16 protein-coding genes and 1 pseudogene are annotated in these 21579 nt (G+C 35.2%); 12 read left to right on the plus strand and 5 right to left on the minus strand.

Features of this window, described 5'->3' with window-relative positions:
• The first annotated feature begins 46 nt into the window (after window positions 1-46).
• The 3 genes from MYP_RS09885 (at window position 47) to MYP_RS09895 (ending at window position 1558) form a co-directional block, all read left to right on the plus strand.
• Window positions 47-265 (plus strand): hypothetical protein, encoded by a 219-nt coding sequence (locus tag MYP_RS09885; protein ID WP_045462264.1) that lies wholly within the window; start codon window positions 47-49, stop codon window positions 263-265.
• Window positions 266-302: 37 nt separating this feature from the next.
• On the plus strand, window positions 303-1109 hold the full coding sequence (locus tag MYP_RS09890; RefSeq protein ID WP_156140466.1) for an NAD(P)H-binding protein: 807 nt from the start codon (window positions 303-305) through the stop codon (window positions 1107-1109).
• Between the two features lie 98 nt (window positions 1110-1207).
• Window positions 1208-1558 (plus strand): hypothetical protein, encoded by a 351-nt coding sequence (locus MYP_RS09895; protein ID WP_156140468.1) that lies wholly within the window; start codon window positions 1208-1210, stop codon window positions 1556-1558.
• Here the strand turns inward: MYP_RS09895 and MYP_RS09900 are convergent.
• Window positions 1555-1746 (minus strand): hypothetical protein, encoded by a 192-nt coding sequence (locus tag MYP_RS09900; protein ID WP_045462268.1) that lies wholly within the window; start codon window positions 1744-1746, stop codon window positions 1555-1557. The genes MYP_RS09895 and MYP_RS09900 overlap by 4 nt on opposite strands.
• A gap of 365 nt (window positions 1747-2111) precedes the next feature.
• Here MYP_RS09900 and MYP_RS26905 point away from each other — a divergent pair.
• The 8 genes and pseudogenes from MYP_RS26905 to MYP_RS09935 all read left to right on the plus strand — a co-directional run.
• Window positions 2112-2960, plus strand: a pseudogene (locus MYP_RS26905) (tetratricopeptide repeat protein); the annotation flags it as partial.
• Between the two features lie 24 nt (window positions 2961-2984).
• The gene (locus MYP_RS26910; RefSeq protein WP_370568873.1) at window positions 2985-3476 is read left to right on the plus strand and encodes a tetratricopeptide repeat protein; all 492 of its coding nucleotides are present in this window, start codon (window positions 2985-2987) and stop codon (window positions 3474-3476) included.
• A gap of 221 nt (window positions 3477-3697) precedes the next feature.
• Window positions 3698-5614 (plus strand): transglutaminase-like domain-containing protein, encoded by a 1917-nt coding sequence (locus MYP_RS09910; RefSeq protein WP_045462274.1) that lies wholly within the window; start codon window positions 3698-3700, stop codon window positions 5612-5614.
• Window positions 5615-5618: 4 nt separating this feature from the next.
• Window positions 5619-7703 carry a DUF3857 domain-containing protein gene (locus MYP_RS09915; RefSeq protein WP_045462277.1) on the plus strand — a complete coding sequence of 695 codons (2085 nt, stop codon included), beginning with the start codon at window positions 5619-5621 and terminating at the stop codon, window positions 7701-7703.
• Window positions 7704-8080: 377 nt separating this feature from the next.
• Complete coding sequence (locus MYP_RS09920; RefSeq protein ID WP_045462280.1) at window positions 8081-9340, plus strand: hypothetical protein; 1260 nt, start codon at window positions 8081-8083, stop codon at window positions 9338-9340.
• 4 nt (window positions 9341-9344) lie between these two features.
• Window positions 9345-10766, plus strand: coding sequence for a Dyp-type peroxidase (locus MYP_RS09925; RefSeq protein WP_045462282.1), 1422 nt, complete (start codon window positions 9345-9347; stop codon window positions 10764-10766).
• Window positions 10767-11136: 370 nt separating this feature from the next.
• Window positions 11137-11553, plus strand: a complete 417-nt coding sequence (locus MYP_RS09930) for a LytR/AlgR family response regulator transcription factor (RefSeq protein WP_052430067.1) — start codon at window positions 11137-11139, stop codon at window positions 11551-11553.
• A 365-nt stretch (window positions 11554-11918) separates the two neighbouring features.
• Window positions 11919-13751 carry a 7TM diverse intracellular signaling domain-containing protein gene (locus tag MYP_RS09935; protein ID WP_197060048.1) on the plus strand — a complete coding sequence of 611 codons (1833 nt, stop codon included), beginning with the start codon at window positions 11919-11921 and terminating at the stop codon, window positions 13749-13751.
• Between the two features lie 96 nt (window positions 13752-13847).
• Here the strand turns inward: MYP_RS09935 and MYP_RS09940 are convergent, their stop codons facing one another.
• Entirely contained in the window at window positions 13848-16487 is a 2640-nt protein-coding gene (locus MYP_RS09940) for a T9SS type A sorting domain-containing protein (RefSeq protein ID WP_045462288.1), read from the minus strand.
• Between the two features lie 442 nt (window positions 16488-16929).
• Here MYP_RS09940 and MYP_RS09945 point away from each other — a divergent pair, with 442 nt between their 5' ends.
• Window positions 16930-18594 carry an arylsulfatase gene (locus MYP_RS09945; RefSeq protein WP_081990464.1) on the plus strand — a complete coding sequence of 555 codons (1665 nt, stop codon included), beginning with the start codon at window positions 16930-16932 and terminating at the stop codon, window positions 18592-18594.
• 137 nt (window positions 18595-18731) lie between these two features.
• Here the strand turns inward: MYP_RS09945 and MYP_RS09950 are convergent, their stop codons facing one another.
• From MYP_RS09950 to MYP_RS09960, 3 genes are all read right to left on the minus strand, one after another.
• Window positions 18732-19151, minus strand: coding sequence for a DUF6157 family protein (locus MYP_RS09950; RefSeq protein WP_045462291.1), 420 nt, complete (start codon window positions 19149-19151; stop codon window positions 18732-18734).
• Window positions 19152-19593: 442 nt separating this feature from the next.
• Window positions 19594-20139: a hypothetical protein gene (locus tag MYP_RS09955; RefSeq protein WP_045462294.1), complete on the minus strand. Its 546-nt coding sequence runs from the start codon at window positions 20137-20139 to the stop codon at window positions 19594-19596.
• A 514-nt stretch (window positions 20140-20653) separates the two neighbouring features.
• Window positions 20654-21538 carry a type IX secretion system membrane protein PorP/SprF gene (locus tag MYP_RS09960; protein ID WP_052430068.1) on the minus strand — a complete coding sequence of 295 codons (885 nt, stop codon included), beginning with the start codon at window positions 21536-21538 and terminating at the stop codon, window positions 20654-20656.
• Window positions 21539-21579: the final 41 nt, after the last annotated feature.

Here is a 21579-nt window from a genome sequence, read left to right on the forward strand (position 1 = left end):
CTACAATTGTTCTTATTCTATAGATTAATTCTTAAATAGCATTGCAATGGAAGGCCCTAAAAAAGGCAGAGTCATGATGATTCTGCCATTTATTGTTTTATTTGGATTTGCAATATTCTTATCCGTGGTAAACTCTCCAGAACCATTGAAGAAGACGTTGAAATCTGCTATTGAAATCGGGAAGAAGAAGGATATCGGAACCTCTCCGTATAAAAATACTACCATCCCTGTTGAGTGCAAAGAAGATATTATCATATGCAGTTAAGCTATTAATCCTTTATTATATTTAAGAAAATTTAGGTATGATGGATAAAGTAAGTATAGTAGGTTGCGGATGGCTAGGACTGCCCTTGGGAAAGCTTCTTGTTGAGAAAGGTTTTGTAGTAAAAGGTTCCACAACAACTGCGAATAAAATCGATCAACTTAGAAGTTTGGGAATCAAGGCTTTTCTGGTCAATTTTTTAGAGGATCTCAAAGTTGATCAAGATATTTTTGATACAGACGTTCTTGTTGTAACATTGCCACCTTCTCAGAAAAAGCAATCCGAACAGAAATATCTTGAATCCCTTGAGTTTCTTGTAAGTAAGACGTCCCCTGGAACTAAGCTGATCTTCACTTCTTCTACTTCCATTTATAAAAGTTTAAGTTCAGAGCTCAGAGAAGAAGATGTTATGGATATTAAAGACAGTGGTTATGCATTGCTCTTTAATGCTGAAAACATATTTGTGCAGTCTGGAAGGCCATATACAGTGGTGAGGTTTGGAGGGCTCACAGGATATGATCGCATATTGATAAAATATTTTGCTGGGAAAAAAGAACTGACTTTTGGTCATGAGCCTGTAAATTTAATACATAGAGATGATGCCGTTCAGATTTTGTTTGAAGTAATAAGGCAGCAGAAATGGAATAATATTTTTAATGCTTGCGCTCCCAGGCATCCACTAAAAAAGGATTTTTATACATTTCTGGCGGAAACTTACAACTTTGAAAAGCCTCATTTTGCAGACTCTTTAACGCATAATAATTATAAAGTCATTAACCCTGATAAGCTTATTCGTGAATTATCTTACCAGTTTAAATTCGAAGATCCATACAGTTTTACCTATTAATGTTCATATGACTGTATAAAATGTTCCACCTTCTCAACTTTTTGCAAAGGAGTCCTGTTACCTATAAAAGGGCCAAGTTCAAAAGGAGAGAAGATATTATGAAGAGCACGTATAAGGAAAAAGACCCGGAAATGCCAAACTACAGAACTCCAATGGTGGAGAAGTTGGAAAAGCTAAGTCAAAAGGGGTATACTGTAGATTTTCAATATGTGGAAGATCATTTGGTGGATTTAGGTGATAGTAAATCTTATAAGCAGGATCAGGTAAAAGTAGTAGACAATTTTCGTTTTGAAGGAATCACTAATCCTGATGATATGGCTGTATTATATGTAATAGAAACAGAAGACGGAAAAATGGGAACCATTATAGATGCCTTTGGCATTTATGGAGACCCTAATCTTGAAGCCTTTATAAACGCATCAGTGCATAATAAAGATAGACCATGTTAATGTTCATGGTCTTCATCTTTTCCAAATTTTTTTACAAGATATCCCACAAAAAATACCAAAGCCCAGGAAGGATATAGTGCCCAGATATTATGAATATGTTTATCAATAAAAAATAGGGTTATCTGAACAAATATGCTGAAAATTATTCCCACAACACTCAGCGACTGTATGCCATTTAAATTCTTCATCGAACATTAATAAGGTATAAATTTAAAAAAATGTTCCGGGTTCCGACATTATTTTAGATTATTTATCATTTCTGAATTAAAACTTAGACAAACTTAATTAAAAGCATTAAGCAGAAAAAAATGCTTTTTTGACTTTCTTAAAGAAAAAAAAGTAATTTTTTAATAGTTATAACAATACTGACTGGCATAGGTTGAAAATGAAAATGCAATTAATCTTTATGGTATCAATATCTTATTTAATTTTGAGGTCCAAATAATTTTGCGTTAAAAAGTAATATTAATTGAATGAATAAGGGTTAGTGAATGCCTCAGAAGAAATAGTAATTCTGAGAATTTTAAGTTAATGAAAAAATAAGCCTTATTTTAGTCAGTTCGGAGTCTTGATTGTTATGAAAAAGATTATTATCCCTGTTTTTGTTATAATATTTGGTGCGGCAGGAGCTTTAGCATATAAAAGCTTAAAAATTGAAAAAATACCTTCATTATTGGATCGTAATGTTGCAGACTCAGATGCACATGAATGGAAGAATATAAAAACAATTGTCGATGAGCTTCATATAAAGATAAGAAAAAATTCATATGATAATTATTCGAGGCTCAGGCTGGCGGAGATTTATATTAATGAAGGTAGTATTTCAGGAAAGCATTCCTACTATTATCCAGCAGCACAGGATCTCTTAAATTTTGTTATTGATAATTCAGCTGAAGCAGATGTCATTAGAACTGAGGCAAGGTTGAAAAAAGCCTCTCTCCTATTGGTTATAAATCAATTTGATCAGGCATTGGAGATCTGCAATGAACTTTCAGAAGAAGGAAATAAAAATCAAGAGCTATATGAAATAAAGTTTGATGCATTGATCGGAATGGGAGATTATATCAATGCCAGACAAGTAGCTAATGACATGGAAGCATCCGGTTATGGACTAAATGTGTATATACGTATAGCTACCTTGGAAGAAATATTGGGAGACATACCTAAGGCTAAGGAGTCATTAAAAAGAGCTTTGGAATCTGACAAGGCATTTAATAAATTGACTATGACCGCCCAATACAGGTTAGGAACTTTATATGAAAAAGAATCTGATTTTATAAGGGCTGAAGAAATATTTAAAAGTATTCTAGCTATGGATTCAGGATATGCGCTTGCTAAAGCAGGTATAGCAAGGGTCAAAGCAGCAAATAAAGATTATGAAGGTGCTGTTGCAATGCTGGAAGCTGCATATAAGCGAAATCCGGTAATGTTATTTAAGGAAGATATAGCTCGGGTTTATAAGAATACAGGTCGAATAAATGATGCCAGAAAAGAAGTTCAGGATATTGTAAATACAATAGAAGAAGGAGAAAAAGCAGGTTACAATTATGACCTTGTGAGAGCTCGATTATATTGTGAAATTCTTGAAGATTTTGATCTTGCTATTATATATGCTGAGAGAGCTAAAGAAAGGTGGCCTGAGCATGTTGATTTAAACAAAGCGCTGGCTCTTATTTATTATAAGCTTGGGAAATATGAAGACGCTAACTATTATTTGACTAAAGCTACTTCAGTTCAACTGAATAATCCTTCATTAATGTGTCTTTCGGGACTCTTAAAATATAAGGCAGGTAATTCAAAAGAAGGCATTGTTATTCTTAAGAAGGCAATGCAACAGATGCATAATCAACATAGCATTCTTACTGTAGAGGCTCACGACCTCATTTCTAAAAATGATTTGTCTGTATCAATGAAATAAATCATCATATAAGGTTATTTGTAGATTTTTAAACGCAAATAACCTTTTTTAACTTCCTTTTTTTTCGAGATAATACCTATTATATTTTTATTCTTTTGTCAGGCTTACCTTAAAGAACCATCATCTTTAAGTTGAACTTCCTTATTGTTTTTTTCTAAGAGAAATTAAAATAACCTAACTGCCGAAGACTTGTTATCTATGTATATTCGGGTATCAAGGTTATGTATACAGGCAGGAATGCATATTTATTAGTTGAAAAGAAATTATTCTTTTTCCTTTGGCTCTTCCCTTCTGCGTTATTCGGTCAACAATTAAATGAGCTGGTCTCATTATACCAGCATAAGTTTAAAGAAAGCGAAGCTGTTATTATTAATTCAGAATCGGAATATGAATTTGATCTAGTTGAAAATAAAGTAACAATAAAGGAAGATAAAAGCCAAAAGTTACTTTCACTCAGATATAACACTTTTATCAATGAGGTAGAGTTTTATGACAGCAATTCTGATATAGAAGAGTTTTCATGTGAAAGTAGTCTTAATCAGAAATCGGTTAATTCTGATAGAGTTTGCGGCAATTATACCAATTCAGAATATTTTTTTGATGATAATAAATTCTGCTCCCATAAATTGAAGCTACAAGAAGCAGGTGAAATATGGAAAACCCACTTAAGCAAGGTCTATAATGACTCCAAATATCTGACTTCAGTTTATTTTCACGATAGGTATCCTATAATAAATAAAAGGATCATATTGAAAATTCCATTAGACATAGAGGTTGATATACGAGAATTCAACTTTGAAAAATTTGTGGTAAAGAAATATGTAACGCCAGAAGGAAGGTTCAGAATAGTGGAGTATTCTATAAGTAATTTATCTGCTATGGAGAATGTGCGTCTGGGTAGGAGTATTCAGTTTATATATCCTCATTTGCTAATACTTGTCAAATCTTATCAAAGTGAAGGGGAAAAGGTAAATATACTTTCAAGTCTGAATGACCTTTATGGCTGGTATAGAAGCCTGACACGTCAACTCTCTGTGCAGCCTGAAGTATTTGCTCCATTGGTAAACAGTATACTTAAGGGCAAAATGACAGATGATGAAAGGATCGGTACTATATTTTATTGGGTACAGGATAACATCAGATATATCGCCTTTGAAAATGGCCTTGCAGGTTTTAAACCAGATGAAGCACATTCTGTCTTTCAAAAAAAGTATGGAGACTGTAAGGGAATGGCTAATCTCACTAAAGAAATGCTTCGATACGCTGGTTATGATGCGCGGCTTTCGTGGATAGGTACAAAACGGATTAAGTACGATTATTCAATACCTTCACTTGCAGTGGACAATCATATGATTTGTACAGTATTACTCGATGGGAAGAAGTATTTTCTAGATGCTACCGAAAAGTATTTGCCTCTTGGGATTGTTGCAGATAGGATACAGGGCAGACAAATTCTTATTGAGGATGGGGAGAATTATATTCTGGAAAAAATTCCAGAAGGTTCTAAAGAAAATGAAATGGAGTTAAGACAAGTGCGACTTTCAATGGAAAGCGGGATGCTTGTTGGTTCATATAAATATATTTTGCAGGGAGAAAAAAAGAGAAATTTTTTATTTGGATATCACTTTTCATCAGGAAGTACCAAAGATAAGCTGGTTAAAAATTGCCTTATTGATGAAAATAAAAACATGAGAGTCAATAATATTCAGTTATCCGATTTGAATCAACGTGTAGGTGTTTTTGAAATTAACACAGAGCTTGAGTGTATGGCGGCAATTAGTTCATTTAATAATGAATTATACATTGATATAGATATATCCAAAGACTTTAAAAACTGGATTGTAGATGAAAATAGAGAATCTGATATTGACTTTGGTGAAATGATTTATAAAGTACTTGAAGTTGAGTTGGAACTAAAGGATGGAGATTCTGTCTTATTTCTTCCTGAACAGTTGAAAATAGAACATGAGGAGTTTTCTGTTCACGCTTTTTATGTTAAGGAGCCAAACAGAATTTTATATAAGAAGCGAATAGTCATTGAAAATGGTGTCATCTCAAAAGACTCTTTTATTCAATGGAATGAAGCAATAAGGAAATTAACTCAGCACTATGGTAGTCAAATTATTTTGAAGCGTTAATAATATGAAAAGGGGGATTTTGTTGTTTGTATTCACGTCGATTTTGCAATTGTCTTTTGCCCAAAAGGATCTTGAAAGAAAATTAAAGCAAATGCATTGGGACAATGCAGGTCCGGAATTCAGACAAATGAAAGCTCCTGATCGCTGGAAAAATGAATCAGCAGTGATTCTCGCAACACGCATTGACTATCTGGGTAGTTTTGGCAGAGTAAGAAAAAGCTTTACTGAAAATATTGTCATACACTATCGCGTACTTCTTCAGGATAAAGCGTCAGTGAGAGAATATTCAGAACTTACGTTTAACAAGAATAAAATTACAACCAATCTTATCGGCAAAACCAATGCCTATTCTTTTGTTGCAATTAAGATTGTGAAGCCTGACGGTAAAGAGAAAGAGATGGACCTGACCTCTGCTGTAAAAACTGACATCGGGAGTGAAAAGGATTCCAAAATGGCTGTTCCGGATCTTGATCAGGGTGATATTATTGATTTTTTTATAGCGATTCAGTCTAAGGATTCTGAAGCTCCGAATATTACAGAAAGTGATCTTCTCGAAGAAAAGTATCCTGTTGTATATAAGCAGATCAGGTTTGTAGTGCCAAGACAGATTAGATTTAACAGTAAGTCTTTCAGAGGGGCTCCTGAATTTATAAAAAACCAACAGGGTAAAGATAATATTTATACCCTTATAGATACTATGCGTGGAAGAGCTCCTGAGATATTGTGGGATTTTCCCCACAGGTCTTCCGCAGAAGTAAGGTATAAGATAACCAATGGCAAAGCTGTTGTTCATGAAGACGAAGCCTTAGTGGCAAGAGATGCCTTGCAAAACTTTGACTATAATAATCAGGATATTCGTTATATAGAGGATTTTGTGCATCAAATTTCAGGAAAGGGAAAAAGTCAGAGCGCTATAGTTAAGGAGATCTATTATCTGCTAAGAAGTCCCATATTTCAGAAGGCTTATTTTAACATAGAGCAGGGGAGTCCTATGGATAATCATTACGTGTCAGAAAGATTTTTCTTCCTTTTAAATAAATATATGAAGAGATATAATATTGACCATGAAATTATGATTGTACCTTCCCGAAATTATGGGCCCTTCTGTGATCTGGTAAATATGAGTAGTTGTGACTTATTGCTTAAAGTTGGTAAAGATTCCGGATTCTATCTTTCGCGGCCTACTCCATTTTCCATTCCAGGAGAGATTCCTTATTTATTTGAAGGTATGGAGGCTGTACTGGCGGGATATCCCAAGAGTATTACCTCATCAAGGATTAATGAGCAAATTCCTGTCTCCCATAAGGAAAGCAATTTGACATATTCTCGTTATAATCTGTGTTTTGATTCTTCAGATCTTTTTAAAGTCAAGGTGAAAAGAGATGTAACTGCCAAGGGGAATAACAAAGCATATCACCAGTATTTGATTTTTACAAATCACGATTATCTGAGAGAATATGATAAACCTCAATATCAGAGCTTCAGTTATTCTGAGTTAAAGGCTCTTGTAAATGAATACTCCTACCTCAGGGAAAAGTCTGAACAACAAACTGATCAGGAAAATTATGAGAGAGATAGAAGAGTTGAGGTCGATATTGAATTGGAGCTTGATACGAAAATCTCAGAATATAAAAACCTTACAATAAAATCGGCAGGAATGTGGGAAGATATGCCAGATACGGAATATTCCGACGAATTCATTATTGACAATGCCACGAAAAAAGCGGGTAAAAATTATATTCTGGAGGTGGGTAAATTTATAGAAAAGCAAACCGAGCTTTCAGAGGAACAACTTCAAAGGGATAGAGATATTCATATGGGCTTTGCAAGGACATTTAATTCAGAAATTATGATTCTTATTCCAGAAGGATATATTGTTGAGGGAATAGATAATTTAAATATCAATGTGTCCAATGCGTATGGAGGTTTCATTTCTGCTGCACTTTTGGAGCAGAATAAGCTTGTTATTAAGACATCTAAATACTATACACAAAACCATTGTTCTGCAGCAGATTGGCCATATATGGTTAGCTTTTTAAATGCAGCTGTAAAGTTTAGCAAGTCCAGGATATTGTTAAAGAAGTTATAGTAGTAGTATTAGTCCATCAAAAGCTTTCAGCGTATTATTGTTTATGATAAATGTTAAACAATGGTACGCTGATAAACTTTTAAGACTTATTCAAGATCTCATTATCATTATTGAATCGATCAGAGTTATTTTATCTTCGTTCCTACTCCTGGTTTAAAACATGGCCAAAATGGAGTTGTACATGACAGACAAAGCCTGCAGTCATCGAAATTGCTGCAAATGAATAAATTAAATTTTGATTTTTAAGAAAAAAACTTCTTAATTGCTCTCAAATCCCTGAACAGGAACTTTTGTAAAGCCCACAGCTCATGGGTACAAGAGGACCTCCATTAGTATAATTCTTTAATACTTCCTTAGATTAATTTAACACATAATAAATGGTTACCCACGGGGCACTTACGGTTTACGCCAATATAAAACCTGATATGATAGAGCAATTAAGGTCAAAGCTCTATGAAATTCATACACCACCTAACAATATAGAAACGAATCCTATCGTACCCTTTAAAAGAATTAGTACAATACACTTTTCTCGTTTTGTAATTCTGGATGAAGCAAAGGATCTGAAAGGAAATACCATTAGGCCGGCTCTTGTGTTTTCTACGAATTATGATAAGCCATTAAGCAGGCACATAGAGGAGTTGGTCCAAATCGCGGGTGATGGGCTTGAAGAAATATATCAACATTGTGAGGGCTTTGAAAGAGGAGATAATCTTATTTCATTTATAAAAAAGCATAAGATTCCATGTGCTGCCTTTTATAAAGGATCTCCATATCGCTCAGTACCACGTATCCTGAGGGAGGCCCAGTTAAGAGAGGATATTGCTAATTTCATCGACAAGCAAGTTAAATCTGATAAAAGTATCAATGCCTCTGCTTTAAGAAATAAGATCGTAGAATATGTTAACAATGAAAAACAATATTCTTGGATACGGAATAATGAAAATCCATCTTTGATATGGAAGGTATGGTTTCAGGTTTCAAAGATTTTTTGCATTCTAATTTTAGCGCCAGTTGCTATTTTTGCGGCAATATGCGCGATAATACCCATTAGAATTAAGGAACGTCAGGATTCTTCTGAGAAAAATGTACTGGAAGACGATAAGATTCTTAAGCTTGTAAGAGAGGAAGATAAGATCGTACAGAATCAGCTTACTCATCTGGTAGACATAAAGCCTGGATGGCTCAGGCTAATTACTTTGAAATTTGTTTTGTTTATTATAAATCTGTTGGCGATATATAAATATAATAAGGGCGAGCTCGGCAGCATTCCTTCCATTCACTTTGCCCGTTGGGTTATTATTGACAACGGGCGACGGTTATTGTTTTTCAGTAATTTTGATGGAAGTTGGGAAAATTACCTTGGAGACTTTGTAGATATAGCCGCTGTGGGCCTTACAGGTGTATGGAGCAATACGGTGGATTTCCCCAAAACTAAATTCCTGATTTTTGAAGGGGCTACAGATGAACAAAAATTTAAAACCTGGACACGGGCACACCAGATTCCTACGCAGGTTTGGTATAGTGCATACAAGCTGCTATCCGTTCAGAATATAAATAATAATAGCGCTATACGGAAGGGATTATTTGAGGAAATGTCCGATAAAGAAATCAAAGAATGGCTAAAACGTTTTTAAAGATATGGTCCGCAATATAGAATTTAATGATATACAAGGTCTTATTGTAAGGGGGTATAGTGAGCTCCCAGCATCTTGCTTTCTTCTTTTGAATATCACAGATGTTGCTAAGGCCAGGCAGTGGCTAGGAGTCATTTCAGAAGAAATTACGGATGGTATTTCAAAGCCGACTCAAAGAGCGGTGCAAGTTGCCTTCACCTATACAGGAATTAAAAAACTAGGAATGGATGAGGCTTCGCTCAGGTCATTTGCGAGAGAGTTCAAAGAGGGGATGACAGCAGACCATCGCAAAAGGGTTTTAGGAGACCTTGGGGAAAGTGATACAATAAAATGGCAATGGGGAGGTCCTGCGAATGAGGAGGTACACATAATGCTAATGCTTTATTATTCTTTGGATAAAAATCTTGAGGATGACTGTGCAATTCAAGTTTCTAAACTTGATGGGGTAAGATTAATTCAGAGGTTAGATAGTAACTTGTCAATTTTTCAGAAAAGAAAAGAACATTTTGGTTTTCAAGACGGTATTTCTCAGCCTTTGATCAAAGGCTTTAGCAAACAGGGAGATCCCAGATTTATGGTAGAGCCAGGGGAGTTCATACTGGGCTATCAGAATGAATACCATAAATTGCCTGACAGTCCATGGGTTTCCGGGGATGGAATTCCATATAATTTATTGCCACTTCTTAAGGATGGAAGCAATAATTATGATTTTGGGAAGAATGGTACTTATATGGTTTTCAGGCAGATCAGTCAGGATGTGCTAAAGTTTTGGAAATTTATGGAGGATGCTACTTGTGAAGGTGGAAGTGATGAGGAGAAAAGAGTAAGGCTGGCTTCAAAAATGATGGGAAGATGGCCAAGTGGTGCCCCATTGGTAAAATGTCCGGAACGTGATAATCCTGCTTTAGGCCAGGATAATTCTTTTGAATTTTATCATGCTGACAGAGATGGGTTTAAGTGTCCGATTGGGTCACATGTGCGAAGGTCAAATCCTAGAAATTCCAAAGGTCCGACTCCTGAGGAATCAGATCTTATTAATAAAAGACATAAAATTCTAAGGCGAGGAAGACCTTATGGTACTTATATTGAATCTTTTGACCCAGCTGAAATTGTAGCTCATCCGGAGGTAGCTAAAGATAGAGGACTCCATTTTATTTGTTTTAATACCAGTCTAAGTCGTCAGTTTGAATTTATCCAGGATACATGGATTAACAGTTCTAAATTTCAAGGTCTTTATAATGATCCTGATCCGATTTCAGGCAATCCATTGGGAAGATGTAAATCAGAAACAGGTACTTTTACAATCCAGGCAGAACCTGTGAGGGAGAGGATCAAAGATGTACCAGCATTTACAAAGGTAATTGGAGGGTCTTATTTTTTCATGCCGGGAATTAAGGCGGTTAAATACCTGGCATCTATAAGATAAAATTGAGTCAAGTTGATGCAAAACTCGATTTTTCATGAATGAAAGAGTTTTTGTTTTTGTATCTTATTGATTTATAGCTATTTTATGAGGGTGGTTAATGTTTTAAGTAGAAATCAAATCTGGTAATGTCTCAGTTCTTTGTCTTTTCTAAAACAATGTTTTATTGCACGTCTTTTAAATAATTATAAAACCAGGTTTCTGACGATTTTTAAAGGCTTTTGAATATTTTTTACGTCTTTTAACTATAATTTTTTAAGGGAATTTTAAGGGTAAATCCTGCTCAATCCACTGGATTTTAACTCCTTTTTTTCATTGATAGAAGATCGCTCTCTTAATTTGTATTACTTATTTAAAAAACTGAGGGATTTTTATGAAAAATGTTAACTTCAATGATTTAATGTATTCAGATCTGATTCTTGACAAATCGGCTATTGAACAGAATAGCCAGCCTGCTGAACAGAAAATTGTGGTAATGGATAAGCAGGAATGTATATTTTTAAAGGTCAAAAATATATGTTACATAGAAGCAGACGGGGCATACTCAAATATTTATCTCGAGGATGGAAAAAAACTGGTTGTGTCAAAGAATGTTAAGGTATTTGCTGATAAGCTTTCTGAAGATCTGTTTTACAGGATTCATAAATCATATCTAATAAATATAAACTTTATAAGTAAGTATATTAAAAGTGATGGTGGCTATCTGATTATGGAAAATGGAGCATCAATTCCGGTTTCAGTAAGAAAGAAAGACCCTTTATTAAAACTAGTGGCTCAATTATCTTTGTAAATTGAGTAGTTATTTTTATCGTCGATTTTGAATATTGACGGGTTTGAGTTTATTTAGCTGTACAATTAGAAAAGAGTGGGAAATTTCTTTTGGAGGTGGTTAGTTCGCTTTTTTAGTTGAGGTATAGTTAAAAGTTTAGAATTCTGATCTGATTCTTTGAAAACCGCACAAAGATCATATCAGAATGTTTCAAATGGTTATGAGAAAAATTGTAGGTGCAAGTATCTCATCATGCAGGACTAAATTAACTGTATGATTTAGTGATTTTTTAGTGAAAGGTGAGGTATAATATTTATTTAAATTTTGCGAAAGCCCTACATGGAAAGGCTGTTTTATTAATAAGGCCATATCTTGGTAGGCTTATTTTGGCAATTCTGCTTTGCATATTTCATATTACAAGAATTAATGCATCTGTTCCTATTATATTAACTGATGATACTGAAGAATGGTCAGTAACACGTTCTTATGTCGATTATTGGGAGGATAAGTCTGCAAATTTAACCTTTTCGGAAGTCTTAAGGATTGCTGAAGACGGAAAGAGTTTTAAAACAAGTACTGCCCAGGATTTATTAAATACCAGAGCCAGCTCAGCCTACTGGCTTAAATTTAAGATCATCAATCCCACAACTAATGAAAAGGGCTACCTCATTGAGATGTTTGACTTTGATATCGATGAGATTTCATTTTTTTATCCTGATTCGAATGGAGTTTACAATGAAGATAAAGCTGGTTTCAACACATCCTTTTCTTCAAGAAAGATAGGTCACAAAAATGTTAGTTTTCCGATTGCCTTCAGAAGTGATACAGCAGTAACAGTATTTATGAGATTCAGATCGGAAAGTCTGAATCTTATGGAGCCGATAATAAGGTCTTATGCCAGATTTATAAAATATGGTTTGAATGAATACATCATGTTCGGCATATTTTATGGTCTTTTACTGCTTATGATTTTTTATAACATTTTATATTTTATAATTCTCAGAAGTGCTTATTATCTGTATTATGTAAGTTATGCCCTGGCAGTAACAATATTTTTTCTTACAAGAAGTGGAATAGGATTTCAATATATCTGGTCTAATCATCCAGGGTTTAATATTTATCTTCCATTTGTAAGCTTGTTTATATGCACTGTTTCAATGCTCCAGTTTTTTATTGATTTTTTTGAATTGAAAAAGAATGCATCTAATGTATACAGATTATTTCGCATACTTATTTATTTTCGGATCTTCTGTTTTTTTATTCAGCTGGCTTTTCCGCCTTTGGAGTATATGTTTCTGCTGGACCTTATTTGTTATCAGATAGCGTTTTATTATGGAATTCACATTTACAGGGCAGGAAATAATTCAGCAAAATGGTTTGTTGTTGGTTTCTCTTTGTTGAATTTTACCGGCGTGATTTGCTTTCTGGAAAGCGTTACCCTCATTCCTTCCAATATTTTTTCTGTTTATGCCATCAATGCCGGAGTCATTTTTCAACTTATGTTTTTATCCATATGTATTGCGGAGAAAGTTAGGCAGCTTTATGCGGAAAAGAATGCTGTTCAGGCAAATCTGATCCTTCAGCTGGAGCAAAACGATCTGTTAAGAGAAAAGGTAAACAGGGAACTTGAAGAGAGGGTAAAGGAAAGAACACTAGAGCTGAATAAAGCAAAAGTAGAGCTGGAAAGAAGGGCTGAAGAGAATCAAAAAATGAATATCGCTCTTGATCTTGCTAATAACAAACTTCAGAAACATTTAAGTGCATTTGCACAATCAGTGGTAATGAATACCCACGTGGATTTTGAGGCATTTAAGAAAGCATATCCTGACGATTTATCTTGTATGCGTTATCTTTTGGATCTTAAAGAAAAAAATGGTTTTTTTTGCAAAATGTGTGGTAATACGCGATCAATTAAAGGCAAAGCAAAATTTGACATGAGATGCGCTAAATGCAATTACAACGAATCACTAACAGCGAACACGATTTTTCACAGGACCAAATTCTCGCTTCAAAAAGCATTCTATATGCTCTATCTGGTGTCACAGACCAGAACTGATATTCCTGCTTCCGAACTCTCCCGAATGCTTGAACTCCAAAGCATCACTTGTCAGAATTTTAAGAACAAGATACTTTCCAGAATGCAGGTGCTCAAAAAAGTTAATAAGAGTAAAGTAATGGACTGGGATCTTTTGATTCTTGACAAAGAATTTATTGTTTAAATTTTACTCCCTATAAGTCTTTGTATCACCTTTCCTTAAATATATAAAAACAATAGGTTACTTTAAGTAACCTATTGTTTAAGTTATTAAATGGACTTATCTTTTTACCACAAGCTTCTCTACTTTGGTTCCAGCGGAAGTATTCATTTTGCAGAGGTATATTCCATCAGGAAGGTCTGCTACATTCCATACCATCTCAATTTTCTGATATGTTCCTTCGAAAAGGTTTGTAACTAATGATCCTTGACTGTTGTATATTGAAACAGTGAGAGGCCCATCGCCTGATTCTGGTATTGAAATATTGATTTGATCAGAGGATGGGTTGGGATAGGCTGTTAGTTTCATACTTTCAGTTTCTGCTAATCTTGCCGCCGAGTTTATAACTGTGAAGTTATAGGTGAGTCCATGCCCTTGGGTTCCGGTAGCATTTCTGCCAGTATAAGGCCATGCGCTTAATGTATGATTTCCTATAGTCAACGTTCCTGGATTATAGTCGCCTTTGTTGTCTCCAAAATAAGCATAAGGGGCAATGTTTTCAGTTCGGACAACACCATCATAAATAAACTTTACACTTCCAATAGAAGCAGGAGAAACATTAGCCTTGAAATTAATATTTGAAGATAAATAGGCAAGGTCAATAATTCTTCCATCATACAATCCATATGTGATCTCTTGGTCAGTGTCTGCATTTATAAGTGAAAAGTTTATCACTGCCTGTCCGGTAATGGTTATCTTGACTTCATCATAATCCGAAAGGTCAGAGCGGTCTGTTGCTATGTATCTGAATATGTATTCACCTGGTATAAAATTTTCTAAAACCAGTGTGTCTCCGTTACTTCTATATCTATTTGGGCAATATATAGGGTCGCAAGGTGAGTCAGTGCGCAATTGCCAGTATCTGTATGGTGCATCTTCATTGGGGTCTGACCAGGTTCCTGTTATTTTTATAATTCCGGCCGGATAGGAGAATGTCATGTCTGGTCCCGCATCTACTATCGGAGCAACATTAGGAATAAACTCCTTAAGAAGAAAATTTACAGATGTTGATGCTCCCTGAAGTCCTTTGCCGCCGTTTCCGGAATAAGTAACTCCCGTTATTTTATATTGCCCTGGACCTGTAGCCCATGCTGAATAGTCACCATTATTATCTCCTGCAAGAGCATATGGTGCCGTATTTTCAGTTCTACTTGGAACATCGTTTACCTTTAGAATGACACTACCAATTGTTGTTGCTGCATTGTACCTGATATTAATGTTTCCTCCTGTAGGTCTGAATAATGTATCTCCTTCTCTTATAAGTCCAATGTCCTTATCTGTATCAGCATTTACGAGCGTAAAGTAAGGTGTATTTGTGTTCGGTTTATCAGGATTATAAACCCACAACTTGAATTTTCCAGACGGAGTAAATGATCCGGAAGCTTGGGTTGTAAAGAATAATTTTCCGTTCACTTCTGTCAGATTTTTGGAGTTTGGATACGAATTGCCATTTGGATAAATATCTTTGGTTCGCCTCACTGAGCCTACTCCTGGGTATCCTGAAGTCTCATATAGCTGATTAAATTCCTCTGATGTGGGATCAGGGTATGGCCAATTACCATCAATATATATGAGGCGTTCATTTACCTTTATAAATTCTTCGGATCCATCACTAAAAGCATGATTATAATTTGCAAGTCTTATAGACCCTTCAGGGGTTCCATCTGTCCTGCTAATCCATGAAACAAAATAATCATACCCTTCCGTCAGGATTAAAGCATCATTGATCACAAATGAATGAAGGACTCTACCGCGCCATTTGGGAGAATATCCTTTTATAAATGTTGTCCCGGTTTCAGTTCCGTTGGAGGTATACAAATCTGTACTATATTCAGTTTCATGGAGAAATGCCAATTGATTTTTTAGAATGAAACTTTTTGTAAAGCCAAATGAATATCCATCTATGGTGATTTTCTTTACCAGAGCAGTTCCAGCAGTCGTCCCATTCGATTTCCACAGTTCGGAGACATTAAAATCCCACTCTAAGGATTCAACATAATTGGTAGCAATAAAGACTGTGCCATTTACTTCATTCAATAAATAAGAAGGATTTGGAAAATCTTTTAATATTGAAGTGCCGGCGGTAGTGCCATTCGTTCTATAAACATCAAATCCTGTGGATGCATTGGAAGCTGTAAAGTAGAGGATATTATCCGATATGACCGAGTGTATGATCTGGACATTGCCATTGTAACCAAGATTGTTACTGAACGAACTTGCACTGCCCGGATTAATATCCTTTACCAGTGAAAAGTTAAATGAGGAGCTTAGTTTCCACAACTCGCTTCCGTTAACTCCATCATTGGCTGCAAAATAGAGATTGTTTTGATATGATGAAATGGGGGATATAGAATTGAATGATCGGATTTTTAATGTCGTTGCATTGGTACCTCCAGTTCTCCATACTCCTATGGAAGATGGAGCGTCTTGTGTGAAAAAAATACTGGCTCCCTTAATTGAAAGGGCATTGCTGTTTTTGGGATAACCTATAGGTGTTTCGCCAATTTTCTTAACAAATACAGTTCCTGCAACTGTGCCGTCGGATTTCCATAAGGAATCTCCTGCAAAGAAGTACAGATTCCCGTTTCCTTCAAAGAAGGACTTGCTGGATTCGGGAAGTTCCTTGAGGAAAACCGGCTGAGAAAATAAATTTAAATGCATTCCTATCCATAGGAAAGCGATAATGAAAATCTTTTTCATAGGATTTGTAGGGTTTAAAAATGATTTGGATAAAATTTTGAATGTCAGCTATATATCAAAATTTATTTAAATACTTTGTAATTTTAGTAAAAAATAATTCAATTTAATTTTTTGTTTGTTGGTTCTTTTATAGTCTTTGTATGCAATAATTTACATTTGGTTTTTATTTTTTCCTTTGAGTTAATAATTAAATCATGATTTAATTATTTTTTGATTAAAAAATGATATTCCTGTAAAAGTTATATTCCTTAGAAAGAATTTGTTATTACCGAAGTAAGATAGTAATGAGTTTTAATCAGCGATTATGAAGATTTATAAAAGGCTAATAACGATAGGGACCGTTCCCTTTGATATTTAACAATGCCAAATTTACCAGGGTTAGATTTGTAGAAAGCTCATAGTTTGTGAGTGTTGAGGGGATTGATAAAGAGATTTAAATACTATGGCAAATAAGAAGCCCAATATATTAGTCATCTGGGGAGATGATATCGGTATTACTAACCTGAGCTGTTACTCAGACGGACTAATGGGGTACCGTACGCCAAACATTGATAGATTGGCAAATGAAGGTTTAAAGTTTACTGACTCCTATGGAGAGCAGAGTTGTACCGCAGGACGAGCGTCCTTTATTACAGGGCAAAGTGGATATCGGACTGGGTTAACAAAAGTAGGTGTACCTGCTTCTTCAATTGGTCTTCAGAAGGAAGATCCTACAATTGCTGAATTGCTTAAGCCACTTGGTTATGCAACAGGACAGTTCGGTAAAAACCACCTGGGAGACTTGAATAAGTATCTTCCAACTGTTCACGGGTTTGATGAATTCTTTGGTAACCTTTATCACTTAAATGCTGAAGAAGAACCTGAAATGGACGATTACCCGCCGGAGGAAGACTTTCCCAATTTCAGAAAGCAATTTGGTCCGCGGGGAGTAATCCATTCATGGGCTACTGATGTTGACGACCCGACTGAAGAGCCAAGATGGGGGAGAGTTGGAAAGCAAAAGATCGTAGACACAGGTCCTCTAAATACAAAAAGAATGGAGACCTGTGATGACGAATTCGTTGATGCAGCAAAGAAATTTATAAAGAAACAGACGGATGCTGAAACTCCATTTTTTGTATGGGTTAATACAACTCATATGCACCTATATACCCATACCAAGCCCGAGAGCATAGGTCAGGCTGGAAGATGGCAGTCCAGATACCATGATACAATGATTGATCATGATAAAAATGTCGGACAACTTCTGGATTATCTTGATGAACTGGGTATTACTGAAGATACTGTTGTCGTTTACAGTACTGACAACGGACCTCATATGAACACCTGGCCTGATGGTGCAATGACACCTTTCAGAAGTGAAAAGGATACTAACTGGGAGGGCGCATTCCGTGTGCCTGAGCTTATAAGATGGCCTGGAAAAATAAAGGCAGGAACTGTTTCCAATGAGATCGTTCATCACCATGACTGGTTGCCTACTTTCCTGGCTATGGCCGGAGATCCAAATATTGTAGAAAAGCTTAAGAAAGGACACACTGCTGGTGATAAAACATTTAAAGTTCATATAGATGGGTATAATCTTCTTCCTTATTTGCTTGGAGAAGAAGTGAGAAGTCCGCGCAAGGGCTTTATATACTTCGATGATGATGGTAATCTTGTAGCCTTAAGATATGATAACTGGAAGATGGTTTTTATGGAGCAAAGAGCTCAGGGAACTTTGAGGATCTGGGGAGAGCCATTCACTCCATTAAGGTTGCCTAAGCTGTATAATTTGCGAACAGACCCGTTTGAACGAGCAGACATTACATCAAATACTTATTATGACTGGTTTATCCATCATGCATATCTGATTTATGCTGCGCAATCAATTGCTCTTGAATTTGCAAATACCTTTAAGGATTTTCCACCTAGGCAAAAAGCTGCTAGCTTTACAATTGATCAGGCATTAGAGAAGATGGCAGCTGCCAATGAAGTCAGATTTACTGAAGAGGCTAAACCTGTCCAGCAGGAAGATCAGAAAAAGTCTAAGGCTTTTACTCAACGTGAAAGCGAAAGGCCACCTAAAGGTCAGACAAAATCTGAGAAGCCTAAGGAAAAGAAGGAGTAAATATGTTGTGAAATAATAATAATGGTCTTCATAATGAAGACCATTGTTATTATATATAAGAGGGCTGACAACAGAGCTAGATCGCACATACAATTCTTAAATTGAAGATTTATCAGAAATCTTCCTCTGGTTTGAAATTATTTATTTTTTTTTGAGCGCATTGCTTTAACGACTCTTAAATTTTTATCCTTTGATAACTTTTTATATTCTTCAGTTTCTAAACCATACAATGCAATTTTCCCTTCTCCATTGAAGTGAATTCCATATCCATACCTTTTTGTCAATGGAGATGAGCGTAAGCAAGCTTGTCCTTTAGAAAAGAAGGCTTCCCTGTTTTTCGATATTTCTGATTCTTTTATATTGTTTTTTATCACGAAACATTTAAATATTATTTCGTCAGATGTATATCGATATGGATTTTCATTGATCAGTTCAAATAGAATGGCGGCAATAGTTTTTTCAGATTTCTTTACCGGTGGAATCTCACCTGTTTCTGCAGGACAATCATCAGCTACTTCAATAAAGGTGTTAATATAATTGGTAGTGTGGACTTTCATCTTACTATTGTATATTGATTATGTATTTATTAAATGACAGACAATGCAAGATAGAATTTCAAGCCATTGGATTTAAAAAATGATTTAAAAAAAAAGCTTCAGGTTTCTTAGAAGCTCTTTGGTATCGCAAATGAACATTGTTTATTTATCTTTCCATTGGTGATTTCTGAATTTCTTCCAACACCTTTGTCTTTTAGCTATGGTTGAATTTAGTCAATTTGCTCCCAGACATCCTTCAATCCAAAAGCAGTTTCTATTTGTTTTTTCCTTTTCATTGAATTTACATTAGGTGAATACCTAATGCAAAGCCCCTTTTTGAAAATCCTTTAATTTTATCATTATCATTTATAACTCTACCTTAATCTTTAGTAATAAAAAAGGTCCTTCAATTCAAAAGATTGAAGGACCTTTTTTGTCTTTATTTCTTCCGCCTTTCTTGTAATTAAATAGTGGGATGATGAAGGTTAGCCATCATATTGCTTCTTGATTTTACCCAGTAAAACACACAGCCTAATGGCAGAAGAATACTCATTATGGCTGAAAACATGAAGTACTTCTGAAAATTTTTCTGTGGAATATCCAATGAATAAATAATAACTCCATTTTTTACAAGCTGAAGCACATCATTATCATTGCCTAAATCTATAAAGGCATTCTGGGCTTTTTTCAGATATATTGTGATTGCATCATCTTTTTTTATCAGGCTGCTTACTTCTTTCATGGTTTTGTTATTCCCGTAAGCTACTCTGAATTGGCCTGTTTCAGCCATTGTGATCCACACTTCTGGTTTTCCTTGTTTGCCTTTGGCTTCCTTCATACGTATCGCTTCCACTTTACCCGTCAGCTCATTTAATTCCTGGGAATCGAGGTGGTATAAGCGGTAATATGAAAATGAGAAATATATTGAGAATAATGTGAACGCAACAAGAGCGAAATACTGAAAGTAATTGCCAATTGTCTTTTTTATATCTGTGTTATTCGTTCTCATAAGATTCAGATTTTATATTTTAAAATAACTGTAATCAGTTCTAATACCGTAAAAATGAGTAATAAGTTATTGATTTTAAAATGCTTAAAGTTTCTGAAAACTCCAAAATGCCTGAGGTTTTTGGGGCTTTTCCACAGAAAATGACGGTTGTTGTCCGGATAGTCCATAGAAAATGACTATGTAATGAAAATTTCAACTTGCTTTTAATGGTTTCAGCATATTTCTTAATGTTGAGAAGTGTTACTTTAAGAAGGTTTTAAAACGAGAATACTGATTGCTGATATTTTTGAGGGAGAATGTAAAAAAAATAGTCTTTTTTTAGAAAAGCTGTAAATATGTCAGGGAAAACCCTAGTAGGTGTAGGGCCAGTTAACTTTGAAGAGCTTATTTTTTTATGGCAAAATTTTTTTTAGTTTTTTTGATTTTTTTTCAATTCTAAAATTTGAGGAGGAGCTAGTTGATTAAGTTTAATGAAATTGTGCTCAGAAGTAAAGAAAATTACTTTTACTTATACTTAGAAAGAATACCTTGCTGTAATTTCAAATTTATTATCTGCAGAAGTAGAGAGTTGTCTTGTGCTAATCAGAAAAGATCCCATAAAACTAATAGTGCCATAGTCTAATGTATGAGCATTAATTCCAAGCATGATGGCTATACCTCTCTTGAATTTAAAATTGGCGCCTGCCTCAATTACTTCTGCCATCAATAATACAGGAGCATATTCAAATGAACCTGCGTTTTGGTATTCTTTGCGGAAATAAAGATGATTATACATTGTAATTCTCGGACTGATGTCAAAGCTATATATACCATTGAAATTCAGCACAGGTTCAAGCTTAAAATTTTGTTGTATCGGGGTTAGAACCGATTGAGTGAATTGTTCTACCGATGCTCCTAGTTTTAATTTTTTCCAATGATACCACATTCCCGCATACCCATCGAATACAGTAGAAGTACCTCCACCCACAGATTGAGAACCACTGAGTGTCAGAGATACGGCACCAAGCGCAACACCAAGTGAAACATATTGTTCTCTGCCTATTGCTATAGTTCTTGAGTATCTTCCGTAATATCTGCTTCGCTTTATAAATGGTCCGTCATTGTTTGTTTGTACAAGGGCGCCGATTTTGCTGTACGAAAGCGATTTCCTGTTTTCAGGTTTAAAATCAAGGTCCAGATATCTTCTGTTAACTCCTTCAAACAATCCGTATAATGCACTATTCCCAATCCTTAATTTAAATTTTCCGGAAGTGTCTTCGCTTGCGGGATTAAACATTGCATAGTTTTGAAAGAACTGATCAAAGGTCAGAAAAGATCCTCCCACAGACTGGGATTTAACCTGTCCGGGCAAAAAAGAAAGCAAAATCAGAAGCAGACTGACGAGTCTAGGAGTTTGCATTTTTTACCGTGTTAATTAAGGAAGGAAAATTGTATTTAATA

The organism is Sporocytophaga myxococcoides (assembly GCF_000775915.1).
In the GTDB taxonomy this organism is placed as follows: Bacteria; Bacteroidota; Bacteroidia; order Cytophagales; family Cytophagaceae; genus Sporocytophaga; species Sporocytophaga myxococcoides_A.

What these genes read in the sequence shown, in the direction of transcription:
- MYP_RS09890 (WP_156140466.1), top strand. Translation starts at nt 303, where the DNA reads ATGATGGATAAAGTAAGTATAGTAGGTTGCGGATGGCTAGGACTGCCC.
- MYP_RS09955 (WP_045462294.1), bottom strand. Translation starts at nt 20,139, where the DNA reads ATGAGAACGAATAACACAGATATAAAAAAGACAATTGGCAATTACTTT.
- MYP_RS09900 (WP_045462268.1), bottom strand. Translation starts at nt 1,746, where the DNA reads ATGAAGAATTTAAATGGCATACAGTCGCTGAGTGTTGTGGGAATAATT.
- MYP_RS26910 (WP_370568873.1), top strand. Translation starts at nt 2,985, where the DNA reads ATGTTATTTAAGGAAGATATAGCTCGGGTTTATAAGAATACAGGTCGA.
- MYP_RS09920 (WP_045462280.1), top strand. Translation starts at nt 8,081, where the DNA reads ATGGTTACCCACGGGGCACTTACGGTTTACGCCAATATAAAACCTGAT.
- MYP_RS09895 (WP_156140468.1), top strand. Translation starts at nt 1,208, where the DNA reads ATGAAGAGCACGTATAAGGAAAAAGACCCGGAAATGCCAAACTACAGA.
- MYP_RS09960 (WP_052430068.1), bottom strand. Translation starts at nt 21,538, where the DNA reads ATGCAAACTCCTAGACTCGTCAGTCTGCTTCTGATTTTGCTTTCTTTT.
- MYP_RS09910 (WP_045462274.1), top strand. Translation starts at nt 3,698, where the DNA reads ATGTATACAGGCAGGAATGCATATTTATTAGTTGAAAAGAAATTATTC.
- MYP_RS09940 (WP_045462288.1), bottom strand. Translation starts at nt 16,487, where the DNA reads ATGAAAAAGATTTTCATTATCGCTTTCCTATGGATAGGAATGCATTTA.
- MYP_RS09930 (WP_052430067.1), top strand. Translation starts at nt 11,137, where the DNA reads ATGAAAAATGTTAACTTCAATGATTTAATGTATTCAGATCTGATTCTT.
- MYP_RS09915 (WP_045462277.1), top strand. Translation starts at nt 5,619, where the DNA reads ATGAAAAGGGGGATTTTGTTGTTTGTATTCACGTCGATTTTGCAATTG.
- MYP_RS09950 (WP_045462291.1), bottom strand. Translation starts at nt 19,151, where the DNA reads ATGAAAGTCCACACTACCAATTATATTAACACCTTTATTGAAGTAGCT.
- MYP_RS09885 (WP_045462264.1), top strand. Translation starts at nt 47, where the DNA reads ATGGAAGGCCCTAAAAAAGGCAGAGTCATGATGATTCTGCCATTTATT.
- MYP_RS09925 (WP_045462282.1), top strand. Translation starts at nt 9,345, where the DNA reads ATGGTCCGCAATATAGAATTTAATGATATACAAGGTCTTATTGTAAGG.
- MYP_RS09945 (WP_081990464.1), top strand. Translation starts at nt 16,930, where the DNA reads ATGGCAAATAAGAAGCCCAATATATTAGTCATCTGGGGAGATGATATC.